Genomic DNA, 19,996 nt, shown 5'->3' on the forward strand with positions numbered 1-19,996 from the left:
TAAGAGGCAGCAGATGGAAAAGAAAAAAAACCGTGGTCTGGGCCGTGGGCTCTCGGCGTTGATGGCTGATGTTTCGGCCGAGGACACAACACGGGAGGCTGGGAACGGCGTTCCGAAACGCCCGGATCTTCTGGTCCCGATCGAACGAATCGTTCCGAATCCAGATCAGCCGCGCCGCAGCTTCACCGAAGATCAGCTGAAGGAACTGGCCAATTCGATCAAAACCAAAGGCGTGATCCAGCCTTTGATCGTGCGGCAGAAGCCCGGAACGTCCGATTTGTATGAAATCGTGGCGGGGGAACGGCGTTGGCGCGCGGCACAATTGGCCCGCTTGCATGAATTGCCGGTATTGGTGCGAGATTTCGACGATACAGAGGTTCTGGAAGTCGCGATTATCGAGAATATTCAGCGCGCAGACCTGAACCCGGTGGAAGAAGCAGCCGGGTATCGCCAGTTGATGGGGAAATTCGGCCATACGCAGGAAAAACTGGCGGAGGCTCTGGGGAAGAGCCGCAGCCATATCGCGAATGTGCTTCGCCTGCTGCAACTGCCTGATGAGGTTCAGGAATTCCTGCGTGAGGGGCAATTGTCGGCAGGGCATGCTCGGGCCTTGATCACCTCGGACTCGCCGGTGGATCTCGCCCGAACGGTGATCGCAGGCGGTTTGTCGGTACGGGAGACCGAAAAACTGGCAAAATCGGGCAATGAGGCGCCGAAAAATCCTTCGGTGGCGCGTGCTGCGGTCGACAAGGATGCCGACACAAAGGCGTTGGAGGGTGATCTTTCCGCGGCGCTCAGTATGCGGGTGTTCGTGGATCACAAGCCCGGTGCTGAAGGCGGGGCGGTGACGATTCGCTACGATTCCCTGGACCAGCTGGATGAGTTGTGCCAGATCCTCAGCGCGGGCCGTTAGGCCGCGTCCATAGGAAAACCATCACACAACAAAGCGTTGCGCCCTGGATCATCAGTAGTTCGGAGCGCAACCCGATGGCGGCCGACAGACAAAAAACCGCAAGGACCGAGAGCGTCGCCAATACCTTGGCCCGGCGGGAGATCGCGCCGTTTTCCTGCCAATCCCGTATCGGCGGGCCGAGTTTTTCGTGATTTATCAGCCAATTGTGAAGTCGTTCGGACGAGCGTGCGAAGCAGAATGTTGCCAGTAGCAGAAACGGCACGGTTGGCAGAAGGGGCAGGGCGATGCCCAACCCGCCGAGAGCCAGGGCGGTAAAGCCGAAGACCGCCCAAAGCAGCCGCATTCAGAGCGCCGCCGCCAATTCGGAGAGGACGGCATTCAAAACCATCCGACCCTGAGGGGTAGCCCATATCTTGTGGCCGTCGCGGTGGATCATACCCAGTTCCTGCATCAAGGCGATCGGCGCCTCTTTCACGCGGGTGCCGTTCAGGCTGGCCAGGCGGTGAAGATCGATACCATCGGCAAGACGTAAGCCCATCAGCAGGTATTCTTCGGCTTGGTCCCGACCTGACAGAGGAACAAATACGCTATCAGCATTGCCTTGTTCGGCAGCAGCCAGCCAGGCGCCTGGCTGACGGGGCTGTTCGGTTGCGTGGCGCTGGCCGTGACGCGTAACGCGCCCATGGGCGCCCGGGCCGATGCCGAGATAGTCGCCATAGCGCCAATAAAGTGAATTGTGCCGACTTTCTGCGCCGGGCTTGGCGTGGTTTGATACCTCGTAGGCCTCATAGCCGTGTGCGGCGCAGATTTCCTGAGTTATCAAATACATATCGGCAGACGTATCGTCTTCGGGCAGACCACGAAGACCACCTCGGGCAAACCTGTCGCCGAACGCGGTGCCGTCTTCGATCGTGAGTTGATAGAGCGACAGGTGATCCACCGCGTGCGACAGCGCGCGGGTCAATTCGGCTTCCCAATCCTGCAAGGTTTGGTTCTGGCGCGCATAAATCAGATCGAAACTGACCCGATTGAACTGATTGCGTGCGATGTCGAAGGCGCGCAGCGCCTCATCTACCGAATGCAGACGTCCCAGCCGTTTCAAATCTGCGTCGTTCAGGGCCTGTACGCCCAGAGAAACACGGTTCACCCCGGCCTGAGCATATCCGGCGAAACGCCCGGCCTCCACCGATCCGGGATTCGCCTCCAGGGTGATTTCAACGTCATTGCCCTGGGGCCAGAGACGGCGGATGGTGGAGATAACAGCGTCCACGGTGGCGGGTTCCATCAGCGATGGGGTCCCACCTCCAAAAAACACTGAATTCACGATACGATGGGGGACGATTTCCGCGTAACGCTCCAGCTCTGCGCACAGGGCGCGGGCCCAGCGGGACTGGTCCACGTTTGCCACGACGTGGGAATTGAAGTCGCAATAGGGGCACTTGGACTGGCAGAACGGCCAATGCACATAGATGCCAAAGCCGCCGGCCTGCCAATCCTCAGTCAAAACAACCCTTTACGAACTTCGCAAAGGCATCTGCCCTGTGCGACATCTCGTGTTTGCGGATCGGGTCCATTTCGCCGAATGTTTCAGTTTCGCCGTCGGGCAGGAAGATCGGGTCAAAGCCAAATCCCTGTGCACCGCGCATTGGCCAAACGACCTGTCCATTCACGCGGCCCTCGAACAGTTCGTCATGACCGTCAGGCCAGGCCAGGCACAACGTGCAGTTGAAAGCCGCACGGCGCGGGGCAGGGGCGTTCTTCTCTTCCAGCAGGGTCCAGACCCTGGTCATCGCCATGGGAAAATCACGGCCCTCGGGCGTTTCGGCCCAATCGGCGGTATAGACGCCGGGCGCGCCGTTCAGCGCCTCCACCGTGATGCCGCTGTCATCGGACAGGGCGGGCAGACCGGTGCCGCGTGCGGCGGCGTGGGCCTTGATCCGGGCATTGCCGGCAAAGGTGTCCTCCGTCTCCGCAGGCTCTGCCAGGCCGTGGTCGGCGGCAGAGCTGACGGTGATCCCGTAGGGGTCCAGCAGCGCGGCGATCTCCCGCAACTTGCCGGCGTTGTGGCTGGCAATGACGAGGCGATCGCCGCTGAATTTACGCATCGCAAGCGGCCTTTTGCAGGGCGGCAAGCTCGGCCACGCCTTTTTCTGCCAGACCCATCAGATCATCCATCTGCGCGCGGGAGAAGGTGGAGCCTTCGGCCGACATCTGGACTTCGATCAGGCGGCCGGATCCGGTCATGACGAAATTGCCGTCCACGCCGGCTTCGCTGTCTTCGGGATAGTCGAGGTCCAGCACGGGCTGGCCTGCATAGATCCCGCAGGAGACGGCGGCGACGGGATCGACCAGCGGGTCGGAAATCACCTCGCCTGCCTTCATCAGTTTGTTCACCGCCAGGCGCAGCGCAACCCAACCGCCGGTGATGGAGGCACAGCGCGTCCCGCCATCGGCCTGGATCACGTCGCAATCAATGGAGATCTGGCGTTCGCCCAGGGCCACACGGTCAACACCGGCGCGCAGGGACCGACCAATCAGGCGCTGGATTTCCACCGTGCGCCCACCCTGTTTTCCGGCGGAGGCTTCGCGCCGCATCCGCGAGGTGGTCGAACGCGGCAACATGCCGTATTCTGCGGTCACCCAACCCAGGCCAGAGCCCTTGATGAACGGGGGCACGCGGCTTTCGACCGTGGCGGTGCAGATCACATGGGTGTCACCCACGCGGATCAGGCAGGAGCCTTCTGCATGTTTCGTGATCCCGGTTTCGATTGAAACCGGTCGCATTTCGTTTAAGTCGCGTCCTGACGGTCGCATGTTACCTCCGGGGATTGTCGGGGGCGTGATACGCGTGCGACACCTGTGATGGCAAGCGCCCCGTTGATTTTTGCGTCCCGGCCTCTTTCATGACAGGCAGGGCAGGGCAGAGAATGATAGAACGCATATCGATCTTGGACGAATTGAATGACCGCTCCCGCGAGGTGTTTCGCCGGGTTGTCGAAGGCTACATCGACAACGGGGAGCCGGTCGGCTCCCGCACGTTGACCCGCCTGATGAGCGAGAAGGTCAGCGCCGCCACGGTGCGCAACGTGATGCAGGATCTGGAATTCCTGGGCCTGCTGGAAAGTCCGCATATCTCCGCCGGGCGGGTGCCGACGCAGCAAGGGCTGCGCATGTTCGTGGACGGGTTTCTTGAGGTCGGGGATCTGGATATCTCAGACCGGGCCAAGCTGGACGCGACGCTGGGCAATCAGGGCGATATCGGCGGAATGCTGGACCGGATCGGCGCCGCGCTGTCGGGGGCGACGCAGGGGGCATCGCTGGTTCTGGCGCCGAAACACGAAGCACCGATCAAGCATATCGAATTTGTTTCGCTGGCGCATGACCGGGCGCTGGTGGTTCTGGTGTTCGGCGATGGCCATGTGGAGAACCGGATCTTCAACCCGCCGCCTGGCCAGACGCCCAGTTCGATGCGGGAGGCGGCGAATTTCCTGAATGCCATCATCGAGGGCCGCACCCTGGGGGAGGCCCGCCACGCCGTCGCGGAGGAGATCACCCGCCGCCGTCAGGAAATCGACGCGCTGGCGCAGACGTTGGTGGAAAGCGGGCTGGCCGTCTGGGACGCCGAGGACACGACCCAGCATGAGCGGCTGATCGTGCGTGGCCGGGCCAACCTGTTGGGCGAAGGCGCGCCCGAGGAAGACCTGGAACGGATCCGCAGCCTGTTCGACGACCTGGAGCGCAAGCGGGATATCGCCGAGTTCCTGGATCTGGCCGAGGATGGCGAGGGGGTGCGTATTTTCATTGGCTCCGAGAACAAACTTTTTTCACTTTCGGGTTCCTCTTTGGTGGTCTCTCCATATATGAACGCAGACCGAAAGATCATCGGCGCGGTAGGCGTTATCGGGCCCACGCGGCTTAACTACGGACGCATCGTGCCGATCGTGGATTACACAGCGCAGCTGGTCGGGCGGATGATCTCGAACCGGCAACAGAGGTGAGCGATGGCTGAGCCGAAGGACGAACAGTTTCTGGACGATATCGATTCCATCGAAGAGGAATCCCTCCGTCTTGAGGAAGAAGAAAACGACGAAGACGCGATCGAGCTGGACGCATTGCGGGCCGAACGGGACGAGCTGAAAGACAAGTTCATGCGCGCCCTGGCCGATGCCGAGAACTCCCGCAAGCGCGCGGACAAGCAGCGCCGCGAGGCAGAACAATACGGCGGGTCCAAACTGGCCCGTGATCTGCTGCCCGTCTATGACAACCTGCGCCGCGCGCTGGATGCGGCTGGCGAGAAGGGGGTTGAGGACGCGCCGCTGCTGGAAGGGGTGGAACTGACCTTGCGCGACCTGGTCAACACGTTCCAGCGCCACGGCATCGAACCCGTTTCGCCGCAGGTGGGTGACAAGTTCGATCCCAACATGCACGAAGCCATGTTCGAGGCCCCCGTGCCCGGCACCAAGGCCGGGGAGATCATCCAGGTCTCGGCCGAGGGCTTCATGCTGAGCGACCGGCTGCTGCGCCCCGCGCAGGTCGGCGTGTCGTCCAACCAGGGCTGATCGCCGCGCCGCTGCGGCGGCTGGACCTCCGACCCGGATACAGAGGCGTTGCAATCAGCCCGATTGCGACGCCTCTTTCAGTTTGTAGAGCATATCCAGTGCGTCGCGCGGCGACAGGTCGTCGGGGTGCAGATTGGCCAGCAGCTCTGCCAGCGCATCGGGCAGTGCGGCGGTCTGCGGCGACTGTGGCTGCGGCGGAGGCGCGGCGGCGAACAGCGGCAGATCGTCGATCACGGCCTTGGGCCCGCCCCCGGTGCGGGCGTTTTCCTCCAGTGAGGCCAGAACATCGCGGGCGCGGGCTACCACGCTGTCCGGCAGCCCGGCCAGCCGCGCGACCTGCACGCCATAGCTGCGATCGGCGGCGCCGGCTCGCACCTCGTGCAGGAAGATCACGTCGCCCTCGTGCTCCCGCACGGCAACGGTGGCATTGTCCACGCCCTCCAGCCGCTTCGCCAGTTCGGTCATTTCGTGATAATGGGTGGCGAACAGGGCGCGGGCGCGGTTGACGCCGTGCAGATGCTCCAGCGTGGCCCAGGCGATGGACAGCCCGTCATAGGTGGCCGTACCGCGCCCGATCTCGTCCAGGATGACCAACGCGCGGTCGTCGGCCTGATTCAGGATCGCGGCGGTTTCCACCATCTCCACCATGAAGGTGGACCGCCCCCGCGCCAGATCGTCCGACGCACCGACGCGGCTGAACACCTGAGAGACCATGCCAATCCGCGCGCGGCGGGCGGGGACGTGGCTGCCCATCTGCGCCAGCAGGACGATGAGCGCGTTCTGTCGCAGGAAGGTGGATTTACCGGCCATGTTCGGCCCGGTCAGCAGCCAGATCGCCGCGCCGTCCCCTGTTGCGTTGAGGGTGCAATCATTGGCGATAAAGGGCGCGCCGTCGCGGCGCAGCGCCTGTTCGACGACCGGGTGGCGGCCGCCCTCGATTTCCAGTGCGCGGGAGGTGTCGACCAACGGTCGGGTCCAATTCTCTGCCCGCGACAGGTCGGCCAGCGCAATTGCCAGATCCCATTCCGCCAGCGCCCGCGCCGTGCCCGCGATCTGCGGCGCTGCGTCGATCACCGCGTGGGAGAGTTCGGCAAACAGGCGTAATTCGATCCCCTGGGCCTGTCCGGCGGCATTCAGGATGCGGGTTTCCAGCTCCGACAGGTCGGGGGTGGTGAACCGCAGCTGGTTGGCGGTGGTCTGGCGATGTTTGAACCGTTCGGACAGGGGCGGTTGCAGCATCTTGTCGGCATGGGTGGCCGTGACTTCGATGAAATAGCCCAGCACGTTGTTATGCTTGATCTTCAGGGCGGAAATGCCTGTCTCTGCCGCGTAGTCGGCCTGCATCGTGGCGATGATGCCGCGCCCCTCGTCGCGCAGCTTGCGCGCCTCGTCCAGTTCCGCGTCATGGCCCGGCGCGATGAACCCGCCGTCTCGCGCCAGCAGCGGCGGTTCGGCGACCAGCGCCTGGTCCAGCAGGTCCAGCAGGTCATCGTGTCCGCCCAGATCATCGGCGGCCCGCAGCAGAAGCGGGGGAAGCTCGGCCTCCGTGCAGCGATCGCGGATCGCCTGCGCCTGCGCCAGCCCGTTGCGGATCGCAGCCAGATCGCGCGGCCCCGCACGGTCCAGTGCCAACCGTGACAGCGCCCGGTCCAGGTCGGGCGCCCGGCGCAAAAGATCACGGATGTCGCCGGCAAAGCGGGTCTGGGCCACGGCGAAATCGACGCAGGCCAGACGGTCCTCCACCACGTCCGCGCTGCGCGAGGGGGAAGACAGCCGCCGTTCCAGCAGCCGCGCACCGCCCGCCGTCACCGTCCGGTCGATCGCCGCCAGTAGCGATCCGGCGCGCCCGCCGGACAGGGCCTGCGTCACCTCCAGATTGCGGCGGGTGGCGGTGTCGATCTGCACGATCGCCTCGCCCTGTTCGCGCTGAGGCGGACGCAGCAGGGGCAATTTCCCCTTCTGTGTGATCTCCAGGTAATCGACGATGGCCCCCATTGCCGCGATCTCGGCCCGGCCGAAGCTGCCGAACGCGTCCAGCGTGCCGACGCGAAACAGATCGCACAGCTTGACCTCCGCGCCGGTACTGTCGAAACTGGCGCGGGACAGAGGGGTCAGCGGCAGGCGCAGATCCTCGGCCACGGGACGCAGGTCGGGTTCGGCGCTGTCGGGGATCAGCAGTTCGGCCGGGGTCAGCCGCGCCAGTTCGGGGCCCAGCCGCACCTGCGGCAGGGGCATCACGTGAAACGCCCCGGTGGAGATATCGACCCAGGCCAGCGCATGGGTGTCGCGCACGGTGGCAAAGGCGGCCAGGTAATTGTGGCGCCGGGCCTCCAGCAGGGAATCCTCGGTCAGGGTGCCGGGGGTGACCAGGCGGACGACATCGCGCCGCACCACGGATTTGGATCCGCGTTTCCTGGCTTCGGCCGGGTCTTCCATCTGTTCGCAGACGGCCACACGAAACCCCTTGCGGATCAGGGTCAGCAGGTAGTTTTCCGCCGAATGCACCGGCACGCCGCACATGGGGATATCCTCCCCCAGATGTTTGCCGCGTTTTGTCAGCGCGATGTCCAGCGCGGCGGCGGCGGCGGTCGCGTCGTCAAAGAACATCTCGTAGAAATCGCCCATCCGGTAGAACAGCAGCGCGTCGGGATATTGCGCCTTGATCTCCAGGAATTGCGCCATCATGGGCGTGACATTGGCGGCTTTGTTCACTGTGGTCCCCCGTGAAATTACCGGCGCCACGGTACAAATCCCCGCCGCCGGGCGAAAGCCGAAACCGCCACGAGCGGTTGAGCGGCGGCACCGCCCCGTGTAAGAGCAGAAAGCCTTTGGAGGAGTGCAGCGCATGAGCAGGATCAAGATCAACCCGGAAGACGCCCTGGCCTTTCACCTGGAGCCGACGCCCGGCAAGTTCGAGATCAGCGCCACGGTCCCGATGACCACGCAGCGCGACCTGAGCCTGGCCTATTCTCCCGGTGTCGCCGTGCCCTGCGAGGCGATCCACCAAAGTCCCGAGACGGCCTATGATTACACCAACAAGGGCAACCTGGTCGCCGTGATCTCCAACGGGACGGCGGTGCTGGGGCTGGGCAATCTGGGCGCGTTGGCCTCCAAGCCGGTGATGGAGGGCAAGGCGGTGCTGTTCAAGCGCTTTGCCGACGTGAATTCCATCGACATCGAGCTGGACACCGAAAACGTGGACGAGATCGTCCAGGCGGTAAAGTTGATGGGCCCGACCTTCGGCGGCATCAACCTTGAGGATATCAAGGCGCCCGAATGCTTCATGATCGAGCAGCGCCTGAAGGAAGAGATGGATATCCCCGTCTTCCACGACGATCAGCACGGCACCGCCGTGATCTGTGCCGCCGGTCTGATCAACGCGCTGCACCTGTCAGGCAAGAAGATCGAAGACGTGCGCATCGTCCTGAATGGGGCGGGTGCTGCCGGCATCGCCTGTCTGGAACTGCTGAAATCCATGGGCGCGCGGCATGAAAACTGCATCATGTGCGACACCAAGGGCGTCATCTACCAGGGCCGGACCGAGGGGATGAACCAGTGGAAATCGGCTCATGCGGTGAAGACGGACCTGCGTAGCCTGGCCGATGCGATGAACGGCGCGGACGTGTTCCTGGGCGTGTCGGCCAAGGGGGCCGTGACGCAGGAGATGGTGATCTCCATGGCGCCGGATCCGGTGATCTTTGCCATGGCGAACCCCGATCCCGAGATCACGCCCGAAGACGCCCATGCGGTGCGCGAGGACGCGATCGTTGCCACGGGCCGCAGCGATTACCCCAACCAGGTGAACAACGTTCTGGGCTTTCCCTACCTGTTCCGGGGTGCGCTGGACATCAACGCGCGCGCCATCAACGACGAGATGAAGATCGCCTGTGCCGAGGCCCTGGCCAAGCTGGCACGCGAAGACGTCCCGGACGAGGTCGCCATGGCCTATGGCCGGGCGCTGACCTTTGGCCGGGACTATATCATCCCCACGCCGTTCGATCCGCGCCTGATCTTCCGCATCCCGCCTGCCGTGGCACGCGCGGGCATGGACACCGGTGCCGCACGGCGGCCCATCGTGGACATGGATGCCTACGAGCTGAGCCTGAAGACCCGCATGGATCCGACCGCCAGCATCCTGCGCGGCATTCATGCCCGCGCCCGTAACGCCCAGGCCCGCATGATCTTTGCCGAGGGTGACGACCCCCGCGTCCTGCGCGCCGCCGTGCTGTACCAGCGTGGCGGGCTGGGGGAGGCGCTGGTCGTCGGCCGAGAGCAGGACGTTCGGGAAAAGCTGGAAACCGCCGGCATGGGTGACGCCTTCAAGGAACTGAAGATCGTCAACGCCGCCAACACCGGCAATCTGGAACTGTACAAGAGCTTTCTCTACGACCGGCTGCAACGGCGCGGCCACGACCAGGTGGATATCCACCGCCTGGCGGCGCGGGATCGCCACGTCTTTTCCGCACTGATGCTGGCCCATGGCCATGGCGATGCGATGATCACCGGCGTGACGCGAAAATCGGCCCATGTGATGGAGCTGATCAACCATGTCTTCGACGCCGATGCCGAACATGGCGCCGTGGGGGTCACTGCGCTGATCCACAAGGGGCGTATTGTTTTTGTCGCCGATACGCTGGTGCATGAATGGCCGGACGAATACGATCTGGCCACCATCGCCGAACGTTCTGCCGAGGTGGTGCGCGACTTCGGGCTGGAACCGCGCGTCGCCTTCGTGTCCTTCTCCACCTTCGGCTATCCGGTGTCGGAGCGCGCGACCAAGATGCACGTCGCCCCGCGCGTACTGAAGGAACGGGGGGTCGATTTCGAATACGAGGGGGAGATGACGGTAGATGTGGCCCTGAACGCCAAGTCGCGGGCTGCCTATCCCTTTGCCCGGCTGACGGACAATGCCAACGTGCTGGTGGTGCCGGCGCGGCATTCGGCGAGCATCTCGGTCAAGTTGATGCAGGAGATGGCGGGCGCCACCGTGGTCGGCCCGATCCTGTCCGGCGTGGACCAGCCGATCCAGGTCTGTTCCACCACGTCCACCGTCAACGACATCCTGAACATGGCCGTGCTGGCCGCCTGCAAGGTGAAGTGATCCGATGACGATCTGGAACCTCGGCTCGGTCAATGCCGATCTGGTCTATCGTCTGCCGCATCTGCCGGTGGCCGGAGAGACGCTGACCGCCACCGGGTTTGCCCAGGGGCTGGGCGGCAAGGGCGCCAACATGTCCGTCGCCGCCGCCCGAGCGGGATCAATGGTGCAGCAGATCGGCGCCGTCGGTCAGGATGGCATCTGGATGCGCGACCGGCTGGCGGATTACGGCGTCGGCGTGGACCATATCGCCGTTCTGGACGGTCCGTCGGGACAGGCGATCATCGCGGTGGACGATGCGGGCGAGAACCAGATCATCATCCTGGGAGGTGCCAACCGGCAGATCGACGATGCAATGGTTGCCGCCGCGCTGGACGCGGCCCGGCCGGGGGACATCGCCATCACCCAGAACGAGACAACGGGCCAGCAGGCCTTTGCCCGCCTGGTCCGCGCCCGCGGGTTGCGCCTGGCCTATGCCGCCGCCCCGTTCGAGGCCACGGCCGTTGCCGCAATGCTCGATCACCTGGACCTGCTGGTCATGAACCAGGTGGAGGCCGACCAGCTGACTCGTGCCACCGGCACCGCGCCCGAGGCGCTGCCAGTGGCCGATGTGGTGATCACCCGTGGCGGCGCTGGCTGCCGCTGGATTGCCACCGGCCCCGGCACCACCCGTGACGTCGCCGCACCGCGCGTGACCCCGGTGGATACCACCGGCGCGGGCGACACGTTCACCGGCTATCTGGTGGCCGGGCTGGATCAGGGGCTGGCTATGGCGGACGCGCTGGACCTGGCGCAGCGGGCCGCCGCACTGATGGTCACGCGCCACGGCACCGCCGACGTGATCCCCAGGCGCGACGAGGTCTAGCCACCCACCCCGGGAAAGGCCGCGTCGCCCCAGAGCTGCCGCAGCCGCGCGTCGCGCTGGCAGGCGTCGCGATACAGCTCATAGGCCTTTTCCTTTCGCCGGGGGCCGAACCGGGTCAGGATCAGATCCTGACTCTTGTAGTAATCCTGATGATAGGCCTCTGCATCGTAGAATGGTCCCTGGTCCAGCAGCGGCACGACGATCGGATCGGTGATACCGCGCGACGTCAGCTCCTGCGCCGCGTCGTCCAGGACAGCTTGGGCGGTGGCACGCTCTGCCGCGTTGGCGACAAAGATCGCGGGGCGGTAGCTGTTGCCGCGGTCGCAGAACTGCCCGCCGTCATCTACGGCGTCGATGGAATGCACCAGCCGGTCATACAATGTCTCACGTGAAACACGATCGGGATCGAATGTGATGCGCACTGCCTCGTAATGGCCGGTGCCGCCGCCGGTGACCTGCTTGTAGCTGGGATTTTTCACATCCCCGCCAGTAAAGCCTGATACGGCTTCGGTCACGCCGGGGATCTTCTCGAAATCCGCTTCGACGCACCAGAAACAGCCGCCAGCGACGATGATCTCCTCGGTCGGGGCGGCCTGGACGGGGGTCAGGGGCAGGGCGGTCGCGGCCAGCAGGGTCAGGGCGCGCAGGGGAAAACTGGGTGATCTGGGCATGGGAACCTCCGTTTGTATCGCGGCCAGCCTGACGGGGCAGGGGCGCCGGCGATAGCCCTCTCACGGCTTGGTGACGTCCGGTGAGGGAGGGGGGCGAAAATTTTTTGCAGAAGAGAAAAATAATTGAAACTCCCGCTCCCGGCTTACGTGTCTATGGCCGAGAACCGCATGGGTGAGTGCGGGGTGCGACCCGTATTCACCACCCTCGTTCCATTGGTTTTCAATCAGATAACTGCCGGGGCGTATTCCGCCTCGGCTTTTTTCGTGCAAACCTGCTTCGGTTCAAGAGTGGAGAATGTATGACCGAACAGACGACCCATGACGCCGATCATGACCCCCGCAACGATCATCTGATGTTCTGGCTGAACGGCAAGGTGGTCGCCGCGCAGGACGCCAAGGTCAGCATCTATGACAGCGGCTTCATGCTGGGCGACGGGATCTGGGAGGGGCTGCGGCTGTACAACGGGCGCTGGGCCTTCGTCGATGCGCATCTGGACCGGCTGTTCGAGGCAGCGCTGGCCATCGACCTGGACATCGGCATCGACCGTGCCGGCCTGAAAGCCGCGCTGGAGGCGGTGCGCCAGGCAAATGGCATGGAAACGGATGCCCATGCCCGGCTGATGGTCACGCGCGGGGTCAAGTCCCGGCCGTTCCAGCATCCGTCGCTGTCCCGTTCGGGGCCGACGGTGGCGATCATCGCGGAACATTCCGTTCCGCGCGTCGGGCGGCCGATCCGGCTGGCCACGGTGCCGCATCAACGCGGGCTGCCGATGACCCAGGATCCCAAGCTGAACTCCCATTCCAAGTTGAACTGCATTCTGGCCTGTATCGCCGCCGAAAAGGCAGGTGCCGACGAGGCGCTGATGCTGGATGTCCATGGCTTCGTGAACACGACCAACGCCTGCAACTTCTTCATCGTCCGCAAGGGCGCGGTTTGGACCTCTACCGGGGATTACTGCATGAACGGGATCACCCGGGGGCATGTGATCGACCTGTGTCGGCGGAACGACATTCCGGTGTTCGAGCGGAACTTCTCTCTCGTGGAGTGCTACGGCGCGGAGGAGGCCTTTCTGACCGGGACGTTCGGCGCGCAGACGCCGGTGGGGGAAATCGACGGTCGGGTGATCGGCGACGGCACCTTGGGTCCGGTGACGGCCCGCCTGCGAGAGCTGTACAAGGCGCGCGTCATGCAGGAGGTCGGGGCATGAGGATCGCCGCCTGGTCCGGGCCGCGCAACCTGTCCACCGCGATGATGTATGCCTTTGGCAACCGGGCGGATTTCACGGCCGTGGACGAACCGTTCTACGCCGCCTATCTGACGCGTACCGGCCTGTATCACCCGATGCGCGAACAGGTGCTGGCCGCCCAGTCCGACGACATGGGCACCGTGGTCGCCGACCTGATCGCGCCGCTGCCCGAGGGGCGCCATGTCTATCACAAGCACATGGCTCAGCATATCCTGCCCGACACGCCGCTGGACTGGCTGGATCAATGCCGGCACCTGATCCTGCTGCGCCATCCCGACCGGGTGATCTCCAGCTTTGCCAAGGGGTATGACAATGTCACCCTCGCCGATGTCGGGTTCCTGCAACTGGCCGAGCTGTTCGATATCCTGCGCGACCGGGGGCTGGATCCCGTGGTGGTCGACAGCGCCGATATTCGCCGCGATCCCGAGGGGATGTTGCGCGCGATCTGCGATCGGCTGGGGCTGGATTGGGATCCGGCGATGCTGTCCTGGCCTGCGGGGCCCAAGCCTGCGGATGGCGTCTGGGCGCCGCATTGGTACGCGGCGGTGCATAGATCCACGGGTTTTGCCGGGCCCGAGGGGGATCTGCCTGAACAGGACAGGCGCGTGGAACGGATCGCGCAGGCCGCGATGCCCTATTACGACAGGCTGGTGGCGGAAAAGCTGGTCCCCTGATCCTGCCCCAGCCGCAAGAATGCCCCGCGCATGAAAAACGCCCCGAAGCCTGCGCTTTGGGGCGTTTCATGTGAAACCCTTGCGATTACGTCTTCAGCCGCCGTTCCCGCATGGCCAGCAGGCGCAGACGCAGGGCGTTCAGCTTGATGAACCCTGCGGCGTCCTTCTGATCATAGGCGCCGGCGTCATCTTCGAAGGTCACATGCTCTTCGGAGTAGAGCGAGTGATCGGACCAGCGGCCGACGGTGCGCGCCAGACCTTTGTACAGCTTCAGCCGGACGGTGCCGGAGACGTGCTCCTGACTGCGATCGATCAGCGCCTGAAGCATTTCGCGTTCGGGCGAGAACCAGAAGCCGTTGTAGATCAGTTCCGCATATTGCGGCATGATCTGGTCCTTCAGGTGGGCGGCGCCCCGGTCCAGGGTGATCTGTTCGATGCCGCGATGCGCCTCCAGCAGGACGGTGCCGCCGGGGGTCTCGTAGATGCCACGGGATTTCATGCCGACGAACCGGCCTTCGACCAGATCCAGACGGCCGATGCCGTGCTTCCCACCCAGTTCGTTCAGCTTTGTCAGGATCGTGGCGGGGGACATGGCCTCCCCGTTGATCGCGACCGGATCACCCTTTTCAAAGGTGATTTCGATGAATTCGGGGGTGTCGGGCGCCTCTTCGGGGTGGGTGGTGCGCTGGTAGACGTAATCGGGCGCGTCATTTGCCGGATCTTCCAGCACTTTCCCCTCGGAAGAGGTGTGCAGCAGGTTCGCATCGACGGAGAACGGCGCCTCGCCGCGCTTGTCCTTGGCGATCGGGATCTGGTTTTCCTCGGCAAAGGCCAGAAGTTTGGTGCGGGAGGACAGATCCCATTCCCGCCACGGCGCGATCACCTTGATATCGGGGTTCAGCGCATAGGCGGACAGTTCGAACCGCACCTGATCGTTGCCCTTGCCGGTGGCGCCATGGGCCACGGCATCGGCGCCGGTTTCCTCGGCGATCTCGATCAGGCGCTTGGAAATCAGCGGCCGCGCGATGGAGGTGCCCAGCAGGTACAGCCCTTCGTAGACGGCATTGGCGCGGAACATCGGGAAGACGAAATCGCGTACGAATTCCTCGCGGATGTCCTCGATATAGATGTTCTCGGGCTTGATCCCCAGCAACTCGGCCTTGGCACGAGCGGGCTCCAGCTCCTCCCCCTGGCCGAGGTCGGCGGTGAAGGTCACGACCTCGCAGCCGTATTCGGTTTGCAGCCACTTGAGGATGATGGAGGTATCGAGGCCGCCGGAATAGGCCAGGACAACTTTCTTCGGAGCGGTCATGTTCGTCCTCTTCGCAATGATCACCGGCGGCGATAGCCGGTTTTCGCCAAAGGCACAAGGTTGTGCCCTTGCCCAGACCGCCGCGCCGGGGCATGGAAAGACGATGAGCGACCAAGAAGATTTCCGCGACCGCGCCCGCGCCGCAATGGTGGCGATGCGCCAGGTCTTTCCCGCGACCCCGCTGTCGCGCAACGATCACCTGTCGGACAAATATGGCGCCGACATCTGGCTGAAACGCGAAGACCTGTCGCCCGTGCGCAGTTACAAGCTGCGCGGCGCCTTCAACGCGATGCGCCGGGCCGATGGCGCGCGGCTGTTCGTCTGTGCCAGCGCGGGCAACCATGCGCAGGGCGTGGCCTATATGTGCCGGCATTTCGGGGTGGATGGCGTGATCTTCATGCCCGTCACCACGCCCCAGCAGAAGATCCAGAAAACCCGCATCTTCGGCGGCGATCATATCGAGATCCGGCTGATCGGCGATTATTTCGACGACACCCTGGCGGAGGCCAAGGCCTTCTGCGCGGAGGCGGGGGGGCATTTTCTGGCGCCCTTCGACGATGAGGACGTGATCCTGGGTCAGGCCTCCATCGGGGCCGAGATCGAGGCAGAGATGCCCGGTGGTGCGGATCTGATCGTGCTGCCGGTGGGCGGGGGCGGGCTGGCGGCGGGCATCCGCAGCTATTTCGGCCCCGACCAGGGGTTGAAATTCGTCGAACCCGCCGGAGGCATGTCTCTGGCCGCTGCGGTGGAGGCAGGGCAGCCCGTAACGCTGAACAAGGTGGACAGCTTTGTCGACGGCGCGGCCGTGGCCCGGATCGGTGAACAGCCCTGGGCCCGGCTGGCGGGGATCGCGGCCGGTGACGTGCTGGCCGCGCCCGAGGACCGGATCTGCATCACCATGCTGGAGATGCTGAACATCGAGGGCGTCGTGCTGGAACCTGCCGGGGCGCTGTCCGTCGATGCGCTGGCCCCCCTGGCACAGGAGATCCGGGGCAAGCGGGTGATCTGTATCACCTCCGGGGGGAATTTCGATTTCGAACGCCTGCCCGAGGTCAAGGAACGGGCGCAACGCCACGGCGGGGTGAAAAAATACCTGATCTTGCGCCTGCCGCAGCGGCCCGGTGCGCTGAAGGAATTCCTGAACCTGCTGGGCCCTGACGACGATATCGCACGCTTCGAATATCTGAAGAAATCGGCGCGCAATTTCGGCTCGGTCCTGATCGGGATCGAGGCCAGGGAAGCTGCGGATTTCGATGCGCTGTTCGACCGTTTGGGCGCGCATGGCTTTACCTACCGCGATATCACCCACGACACGATCCTGGCGGAATTCCTGATCTAGCGCCCGGCGCGGGATCACCTCCGCCCCATCACCTGTCGCAGCAGCGCCGCATCGCCCGGGTTGGCCAGCCGCGTCACCGCGGCGGCGGGGGGCATCCACAGGGCGCAGTGCCCCGGTTCCGTCGGCGGACCGCGTTGCAGCAGGGGCCGTGCAACGAAGACATGGCAGATCTTCTCGGCGTGCAGATCGTATTCCGGCAGGTAGGCAAAGCGGCGAAACATACCCACCCGGCGTGGCGCCGCAATGGCCCATCCTGTTTCCTCTTCCACCTCGCGGTGCAGGGCGGAAATCGCGGATTCTCCGGGGTCTATGCCTCCTCCGGGCAGCTGAAGCTCGGGCTCCGGCCCGGATTGAAGGGTTACCAGCACCCGCCCGCCCCGCGGCAGGATGGCATAGGCGCCCGGCCGGGCGGTGTAGCGGCGATCGGGGTCCGGTCGCGCTCCGTATCGTCTCATTTGCCCATCGCTCCTTGAAGCCGGCTCGCTTGCCCCTTACCTCGCACCGGGTTATGCCAAGAGCAAGCGTCGAGGACCTCATGACAATAGGCAGCAAGATCGCCTGGGACGACACGGTATTGCCGTTCCAGCTGGATACATCCGACATCCGTGGCCGTGTCGCGCGCCTGGACGGGGTGCTCGAAGGTGTGCTGCGGCAGCACGACTACCCCCCCGTGGTGGAGGCGCTGGTGGCTGAAATGGCCCTGCTGACCGCCCTGATCGGCCAGACGATCAAACTGCGGTGGAAGCTGTCCCTTCAGGTTCAGACCAAGGGCGCGGTACGCATGATCGCGACCGATTACTACGGCCCCACTGCCGAAGGCGAACCCGCCCGCATCCGCGCCTATGCCGGGTTCACCCGCGACCGTCTGACTGACGCCGCCCCGTTCGACCAATTGGGGGAGGGGTATTTCGCCATCCTCATCGACCAGGGGGAAGGGATGCAGCCCTATCAGGGGATCACCCCGATTGCCGGCGGCTCGTTGACCGCATGTGCGGAGGCCTATTTCGCCCAGTCCGAACAACTGCCGACCCGGTTTTCCCTCAGCTTTGGCCGCTCGACCGAGGTGGGCGGCGCCGAACATTGGCGCGCGGGGGGCATGATGTTGCAGAAAATGCCCAAGGCCTCCCCTTCGGTCACCGGCGAGGGCGGCACCGGCGACGGTGGTCTTCTGGTTGCCTCCGACCTGGTGGACGGCGACGAGGAAGAGGATTGGAACCGCGCCAACATCCTGCTGGATTCGGTGGAGGCGCTGGAACTGATCGGTCCCAACGTGACGCCGACGCAGCTTCTGATGCGTCTGTTTCACGAGGAACAGCCCCGGGTCTTCGACGCCCAGACGGTGCGCTTCGGCTGTACCTGTTCGGAGGACCGCGTGCGGCAAAGCCTGTCGATCTATTCCGCCCGGGACATCGAAAAGATGACCACGGACGAAGGCACGGTCACAGCCGATTGCCAATTCTGCGGTGCCCATTACGTTCTGGACCCCGCCACCGTCGGGTTCGAGGCCGAAGCACCCCGGAAGGGCGATGATGAAGGCTGAAGAAGCCAGTTACCGACGGATTGCGGAGGCGCTGGAAACGCCGCCTCCGCCTTCGTCGGATTTCGACCTGAACCCGGAACTGGCCCCGACCAGCAGTGGCCAGACCCGCCCGGCCGGTGTGCTTGTCGCGCTGGAGGATGTCGGCGGCGATCTTCACGTCCTGCTGACCCGCCGCTCGCCGGCATTGAAACATCATCCCGGCCAGATCGCCTTTCCCGGTGGCAAGGTCGATCCGACCGACCCCGATGTCACCGCCGCCGCTTTGCGCGAGGCCGAAGAAGAGGTCGGGCTGCCGCGCGACCGGGTCGAAATCCTGGGCTACCTGACGCCCCATGTGACCGTCACCGCGTTCAGCGTGACCCCGGTCATTGCCCGCATTTCCGCACCGTTCGACATCATCGCCGAACCGGGCGAAGTCGCCGAAGTCTTCCGGGTGCCGATGGCGCATCTGTTGGACCTGGGCCAATACCAGGTCCAGGGGCGGCGCTGGCGCGGCGTGATGCGGCAATATTACACCGTCCCCTGGGGGCCCTATTACATTTGGGGCGCGACGGCGCTGATGCTGCGCCGGCTGGCAGCGGCCCTGGACAGATGACCCGCATCACGGCCCGTTGGATCGCCGAACCGGCGCCGCAGGCGGTCTGCGCGATGCTGACCGAGGCCGGGCACCAGGCGCTGTTTGTCGGTGGCTGCGTGCGCGATGCGCTGTTGAATGTGCCGGTCGGCGACATCGACATTGCCACCGATGCCCACCCGGAAAAGGTGATGGCGCTGGCACGCGACGCCGGAATGAAAGCGGTGCCGACAGGGATCGATCATGGCACTATCACCGTGATTGCCTCCGGCCAGCCTTTTGAAATAACGACCTTTCGCCGCGATGTGAAAACCGACGGCCGACGCGCTGTCGTGGCCTTTGCCGCGCGGATGGAAGACGACGCCCTGCGCCGCGACTTTACCATGAATGCCCTTTACGCCCGGCCCGACGGCACTGTGCTGGACCCGGTGGGCCAGGGCCTGGCAGATCTCGCGCAGCGGCGATTCCGGTTCATCCTGGATCCGGCGCAACGCATTCGCGAAGATTACCTGCGTATCCTGCGGTTCTTTCGGTTCCACGCCTGGTACGGCGATCCCGACGCCGGGATGGAGACAGAGACCCTCGCCGCCATCGCTCAGGAGGTCGAGGGGATCGACAGCCTGTCTCGCGAACGCATCGGTGCCGAAATGCGCAAATTGCTGAGCGCGCACGACCCGGCGCAATCGGTTGCGGTGATGGCGCAATGCGGCGCCCTGTCCCTGGCCCTGCCGGGGGCAGACGCGCGGGGGTTGGGCCCGCTGGTCCACCTTGAAGACAGGGTCGCCCCCGACCCGATTCGCCGCCTGGCCATCCTCGGGGGCGAAGACCCCGCCTCCGCCCTGCGCCTCTCCAAGGCAGAGGCCAGGCAGCTGGCGCTGCTGCGCGATGCGATGGCCAGCCCGGCGGCGCCCGCAGAGCTGGGCTATCGACATGGCGCGGTCCTGACGCGGGACATCCTGTTGCTGCGCGCGGCATTGTTCGAACTGCCGCTGGACCCGGAGGCAATGCTGGCCGCCGAAGCTGGCGCCGCGCAGGTTTTCCCGGTCCGGCCGGCGGATCTGATGCCGGCTCTGTCCGGCCCGCAGCTTGGCGCGACGTTACGGCGACTGGAGGCGACCTGGATCGCGTCCGGTTTTACGCTCGACCGCGCGGCCTTGCTGAACCGGGCTTGACCGCACAGGGGCAAGGGTGGATGTTCGCCGGG

General features: G+C 64.6%; 19 protein-coding genes. 11 read left to right on the forward strand and 8 right to left on the reverse strand.

Features of this window, described 5'->3' with window-relative positions:
- Positions 1–13: 13 nt before the first annotated feature.
- A complete protein-coding gene (locus tag G5A46_RS05125) occupies positions 14–913 on the forward strand; it encodes a ParB/RepB/Spo0J family partition protein (RefSeq protein WP_163847914.1) in 900 nt (299 codons plus the stop codon).
- Here the strand turns inward: G5A46_RS05125 and G5A46_RS05130 are convergent.
- Genes G5A46_RS05130 through rph form a run of 4 tightly spaced genes read right to left on the reverse strand, consistent with a single transcriptional unit; the run spans position 897 to position 3,727 of the window.
- Positions 897–1,256: a YbaN family protein gene (locus tag G5A46_RS05130; RefSeq protein WP_163847916.1), complete on the reverse strand. Its 360-nt coding sequence runs from the start codon at positions 1,254–1,256 to the stop codon at positions 897–899. The genes G5A46_RS05125 and G5A46_RS05130 overlap by 17 nt on opposite strands.
- Positions 1,257–2,417, reverse strand: coding sequence for a radical SAM family heme chaperone HemW (gene hemW, locus G5A46_RS05135; protein ID WP_163847918.1), 1,161 nt, complete (start codon positions 2,415–2,417; stop codon positions 1,257–1,259).
- Positions 2,410–3,018 carry an RdgB/HAM1 family non-canonical purine NTP pyrophosphatase gene (rdgB, locus tag G5A46_RS05140; RefSeq protein ID WP_163847920.1) on the reverse strand — a complete coding sequence of 203 codons (609 nt, stop codon included), beginning with the start codon at positions 3,016–3,018 and terminating at the stop codon, positions 2,410–2,412. The genes hemW and rdgB overlap by 8 nt, the downstream gene beginning before the upstream one ends.
- Positions 3,011–3,727, reverse strand: coding sequence for a ribonuclease PH (gene rph, locus G5A46_RS05145; RefSeq protein ID WP_163847922.1), 717 nt, complete (start codon positions 3,725–3,727; stop codon positions 3,011–3,013). The genes rdgB and rph overlap by 8 nt, the downstream gene beginning before the upstream one ends.
- Before the next feature lie 113 nt (positions 3,728–3,840).
- Here rph and hrcA point away from each other — a divergent pair, with 113 nt between their 5' ends.
- A complete protein-coding gene (hrcA, locus tag G5A46_RS05150; protein WP_163847925.1) occupies positions 3,841–4,911 on the forward strand; it encodes a heat-inducible transcriptional repressor HrcA in 1,071 nt (356 codons plus the stop codon).
- 3 nt (positions 4,912–4,914) lie between these two features.
- Positions 4,915–5,472, forward strand: coding sequence for a nucleotide exchange factor GrpE (locus G5A46_RS05155; RefSeq protein ID WP_163847927.1), 558 nt, complete (start codon positions 4,915–4,917; stop codon positions 5,470–5,472).
- Positions 5,473–5,526: 54 nt separating this feature from the next.
- On the opposite strand, the gene mutS is transcribed toward G5A46_RS05155, so the two are convergent.
- Positions 5,527–8,157, reverse strand: a complete 2,631-nt coding sequence (gene mutS / locus G5A46_RS05160; protein WP_163849886.1) for a DNA mismatch repair protein MutS — start codon at positions 8,155–8,157, stop codon at positions 5,527–5,529.
- 160 nt (positions 8,158–8,317) lie between these two features.
- Here mutS and G5A46_RS05165 point away from each other — a divergent pair, with 160 nt between their 5' ends.
- Entirely contained in the window at positions 8,318–10,573 is a 2,256-nt protein-coding gene (locus G5A46_RS05165) for an NADP-dependent malic enzyme (RefSeq protein ID WP_163847929.1), read from the forward strand.
- A 4-nt stretch (positions 10,574–10,577) separates the two neighbouring features.
- Complete coding sequence (locus tag G5A46_RS05170; RefSeq protein ID WP_163847931.1) at positions 10,578–11,435, forward strand: ribokinase; 858 nt, start codon at positions 10,578–10,580, stop codon at positions 11,433–11,435.
- Here the strand turns inward: G5A46_RS05170 and msrA are convergent.
- The gene (msrA, locus tag G5A46_RS05175) at positions 11,432–12,106 is read right to left on the reverse strand and encodes a peptide-methionine (S)-S-oxide reductase MsrA (RefSeq protein WP_163847933.1); all 675 of its coding nucleotides are present in this window, start codon (positions 12,104–12,106) and stop codon (positions 11,432–11,434) included. The two genes, G5A46_RS05170 and msrA, sit on opposite strands and share 4 nt — an antisense overlap.
- A 299-nt stretch (positions 12,107–12,405) precedes the next feature.
- Between msrA and G5A46_RS05180 the strand changes: the two genes are divergently transcribed.
- Positions 12,406–13,314 carry a D-amino acid aminotransferase gene (locus G5A46_RS05180; protein ID WP_163847935.1) on the forward strand — a complete coding sequence of 303 codons (909 nt, stop codon included), beginning with the start codon at positions 12,406–12,408 and terminating at the stop codon, positions 13,312–13,314.
- A complete protein-coding gene (locus G5A46_RS05185) occupies positions 13,311–14,027 on the forward strand; it encodes a sulfotransferase-like domain-containing protein (protein WP_163847937.1) in 717 nt (238 codons plus the stop codon). Before G5A46_RS05180 ends, G5A46_RS05185 begins: the two co-directional genes overlap by 4 nt.
- An 85-nt stretch (positions 14,028–14,112) precedes the next feature.
- On the opposite strand, the gene G5A46_RS05190 is transcribed toward G5A46_RS05185, so the two are convergent.
- The gene (locus tag G5A46_RS05190) at positions 14,113–15,339 is read right to left on the reverse strand and encodes an argininosuccinate synthase (RefSeq protein WP_163847939.1); all 1,227 of its coding nucleotides are present in this window, start codon (positions 15,337–15,339) and stop codon (positions 14,113–14,115) included.
- A 103-nt stretch (positions 15,340–15,442) separates the two neighbouring features.
- Between G5A46_RS05190 and ilvA the strand changes: the two genes are divergently transcribed.
- The gene (gene ilvA, locus G5A46_RS05195) at positions 15,443–16,678 is read left to right on the forward strand and encodes a threonine ammonia-lyase IlvA (RefSeq protein WP_163847941.1); all 1,236 of its coding nucleotides are present in this window, start codon (positions 15,443–15,445) and stop codon (positions 16,676–16,678) included.
- Between the two features lie 14 nt (positions 16,679–16,692).
- Here ilvA and G5A46_RS05200 read toward each other — a convergent pair whose 3' ends face one another.
- Positions 16,693–17,133, reverse strand: a complete 441-nt coding sequence (locus G5A46_RS05200; protein ID WP_163847943.1) for an NUDIX domain-containing protein — start codon at positions 17,131–17,133, stop codon at positions 16,693–16,695.
- Positions 17,134–17,213: 80 nt separating this feature from the next.
- Here G5A46_RS05200 and hslO point away from each other — a divergent pair, with 80 nt between their 5' ends.
- Genes hslO through G5A46_RS05215 form a run of 3 tightly spaced genes read left to right on the forward strand, consistent with a single transcriptional unit; the run spans position 17,214 to position 19,964 of the window.
- Positions 17,214–18,218, forward strand: a complete 1,005-nt coding sequence (hslO, locus tag G5A46_RS05205) for an Hsp33 family molecular chaperone HslO (RefSeq protein WP_163847945.1) — start codon at positions 17,214–17,216, stop codon at positions 18,216–18,218.
- Entirely contained in the window at positions 18,208–18,813 is a 606-nt protein-coding gene (locus G5A46_RS05210; protein WP_163849887.1) for a CoA pyrophosphatase, read from the forward strand. Before hslO ends, G5A46_RS05210 begins: the two co-directional genes overlap by 11 nt.
- Positions 18,810–19,964 (forward strand): CCA tRNA nucleotidyltransferase, encoded by a 1,155-nt coding sequence (locus G5A46_RS05215; protein WP_163847947.1) that lies wholly within the window; start codon positions 18,810–18,812, stop codon positions 19,962–19,964. Before G5A46_RS05210 ends, G5A46_RS05215 begins: the two co-directional genes overlap by 4 nt.
- Positions 19,965–19,996 lie beyond the last annotated feature (32 nt).

It is taken from the genome of Pseudooceanicola aestuarii (assembly GCF_010614805.1).
Classification (GTDB): Bacteria; Pseudomonadota; Alphaproteobacteria; order Rhodobacterales; family Rhodobacteraceae; genus Pseudooceanicola; species Pseudooceanicola aestuarii.

What these genes read in the sequence shown, in the direction of transcription:
- hslO (WP_163847945.1), top strand. Translation starts at nt 17,214, where the DNA reads ATGACAATAGGCAGCAAGATCGCCTGGGACGACACGGTATTGCCGTTC.
- G5A46_RS05190 (WP_163847939.1), bottom strand. Translation starts at nt 15,339, where the DNA reads ATGACCGCTCCGAAGAAAGTTGTCCTGGCCTATTCCGGCGGCCTCGAT.
- G5A46_RS05130 (WP_163847916.1), bottom strand. Translation starts at nt 1,256, where the DNA reads ATGCGGCTGCTTTGGGCGGTCTTCGGCTTTACCGCCCTGGCTCTCGGC.
- G5A46_RS05170 (WP_163847931.1), top strand. Translation starts at nt 10,578, where the DNA reads ATGACGATCTGGAACCTCGGCTCGGTCAATGCCGATCTGGTCTATCGT.
- G5A46_RS05215 (WP_163847947.1), top strand. Translation starts at nt 18,810, where the DNA reads ATGACCCGCATCACGGCCCGTTGGATCGCCGAACCGGCGCCGCAGGCG.
- hrcA (WP_163847925.1), top strand. Translation starts at nt 3,841, where the DNA reads ATGATAGAACGCATATCGATCTTGGACGAATTGAATGACCGCTCCCGC.
- G5A46_RS05210 (WP_163849887.1), top strand. Translation starts at nt 18,208, where the DNA reads ATGAAGGCTGAAGAAGCCAGTTACCGACGGATTGCGGAGGCGCTGGAA.
- G5A46_RS05185 (WP_163847937.1), top strand. Translation starts at nt 13,311, where the DNA reads ATGAGGATCGCCGCCTGGTCCGGGCCGCGCAACCTGTCCACCGCGATG.
- G5A46_RS05125 (WP_163847914.1), top strand. Translation starts at nt 14, where the DNA reads ATGGAAAAGAAAAAAAACCGTGGTCTGGGCCGTGGGCTCTCGGCGTTG.
- msrA (WP_163847933.1), bottom strand. Translation starts at nt 12,106, where the DNA reads ATGCCCAGATCACCCAGTTTTCCCCTGCGCGCCCTGACCCTGCTGGCC.
- rdgB (WP_163847920.1), bottom strand. Translation starts at nt 3,018, where the DNA reads ATGCGTAAATTCAGCGGCGATCGCCTCGTCATTGCCAGCCACAACGCC.
- ilvA (WP_163847941.1), top strand. Translation starts at nt 15,443, where the DNA reads ATGAGCGACCAAGAAGATTTCCGCGACCGCGCCCGCGCCGCAATGGTG.
- G5A46_RS05180 (WP_163847935.1), top strand. Translation starts at nt 12,406, where the DNA reads ATGACCGAACAGACGACCCATGACGCCGATCATGACCCCCGCAACGAT.
- rph (WP_163847922.1), bottom strand. Translation starts at nt 3,727, where the DNA reads ATGCGACCGTCAGGACGCGACTTAAACGAAATGCGACCGGTTTCAATC.
- G5A46_RS05165 (WP_163847929.1), top strand. Translation starts at nt 8,318, where the DNA reads ATGAGCAGGATCAAGATCAACCCGGAAGACGCCCTGGCCTTTCACCTG.
- G5A46_RS05155 (WP_163847927.1), top strand. Translation starts at nt 4,915, where the DNA reads ATGGCTGAGCCGAAGGACGAACAGTTTCTGGACGATATCGATTCCATC.
- G5A46_RS05200 (WP_163847943.1), bottom strand. Translation starts at nt 17,133, where the DNA reads ATGAGACGATACGGAGCGCGACCGGACCCCGATCGCCGCTACACCGCC.
- mutS (WP_163849886.1), bottom strand. Translation starts at nt 8,157, where the DNA reads ATGATGGCGCAATTCCTGGAGATCAAGGCGCAATATCCCGACGCGCTG.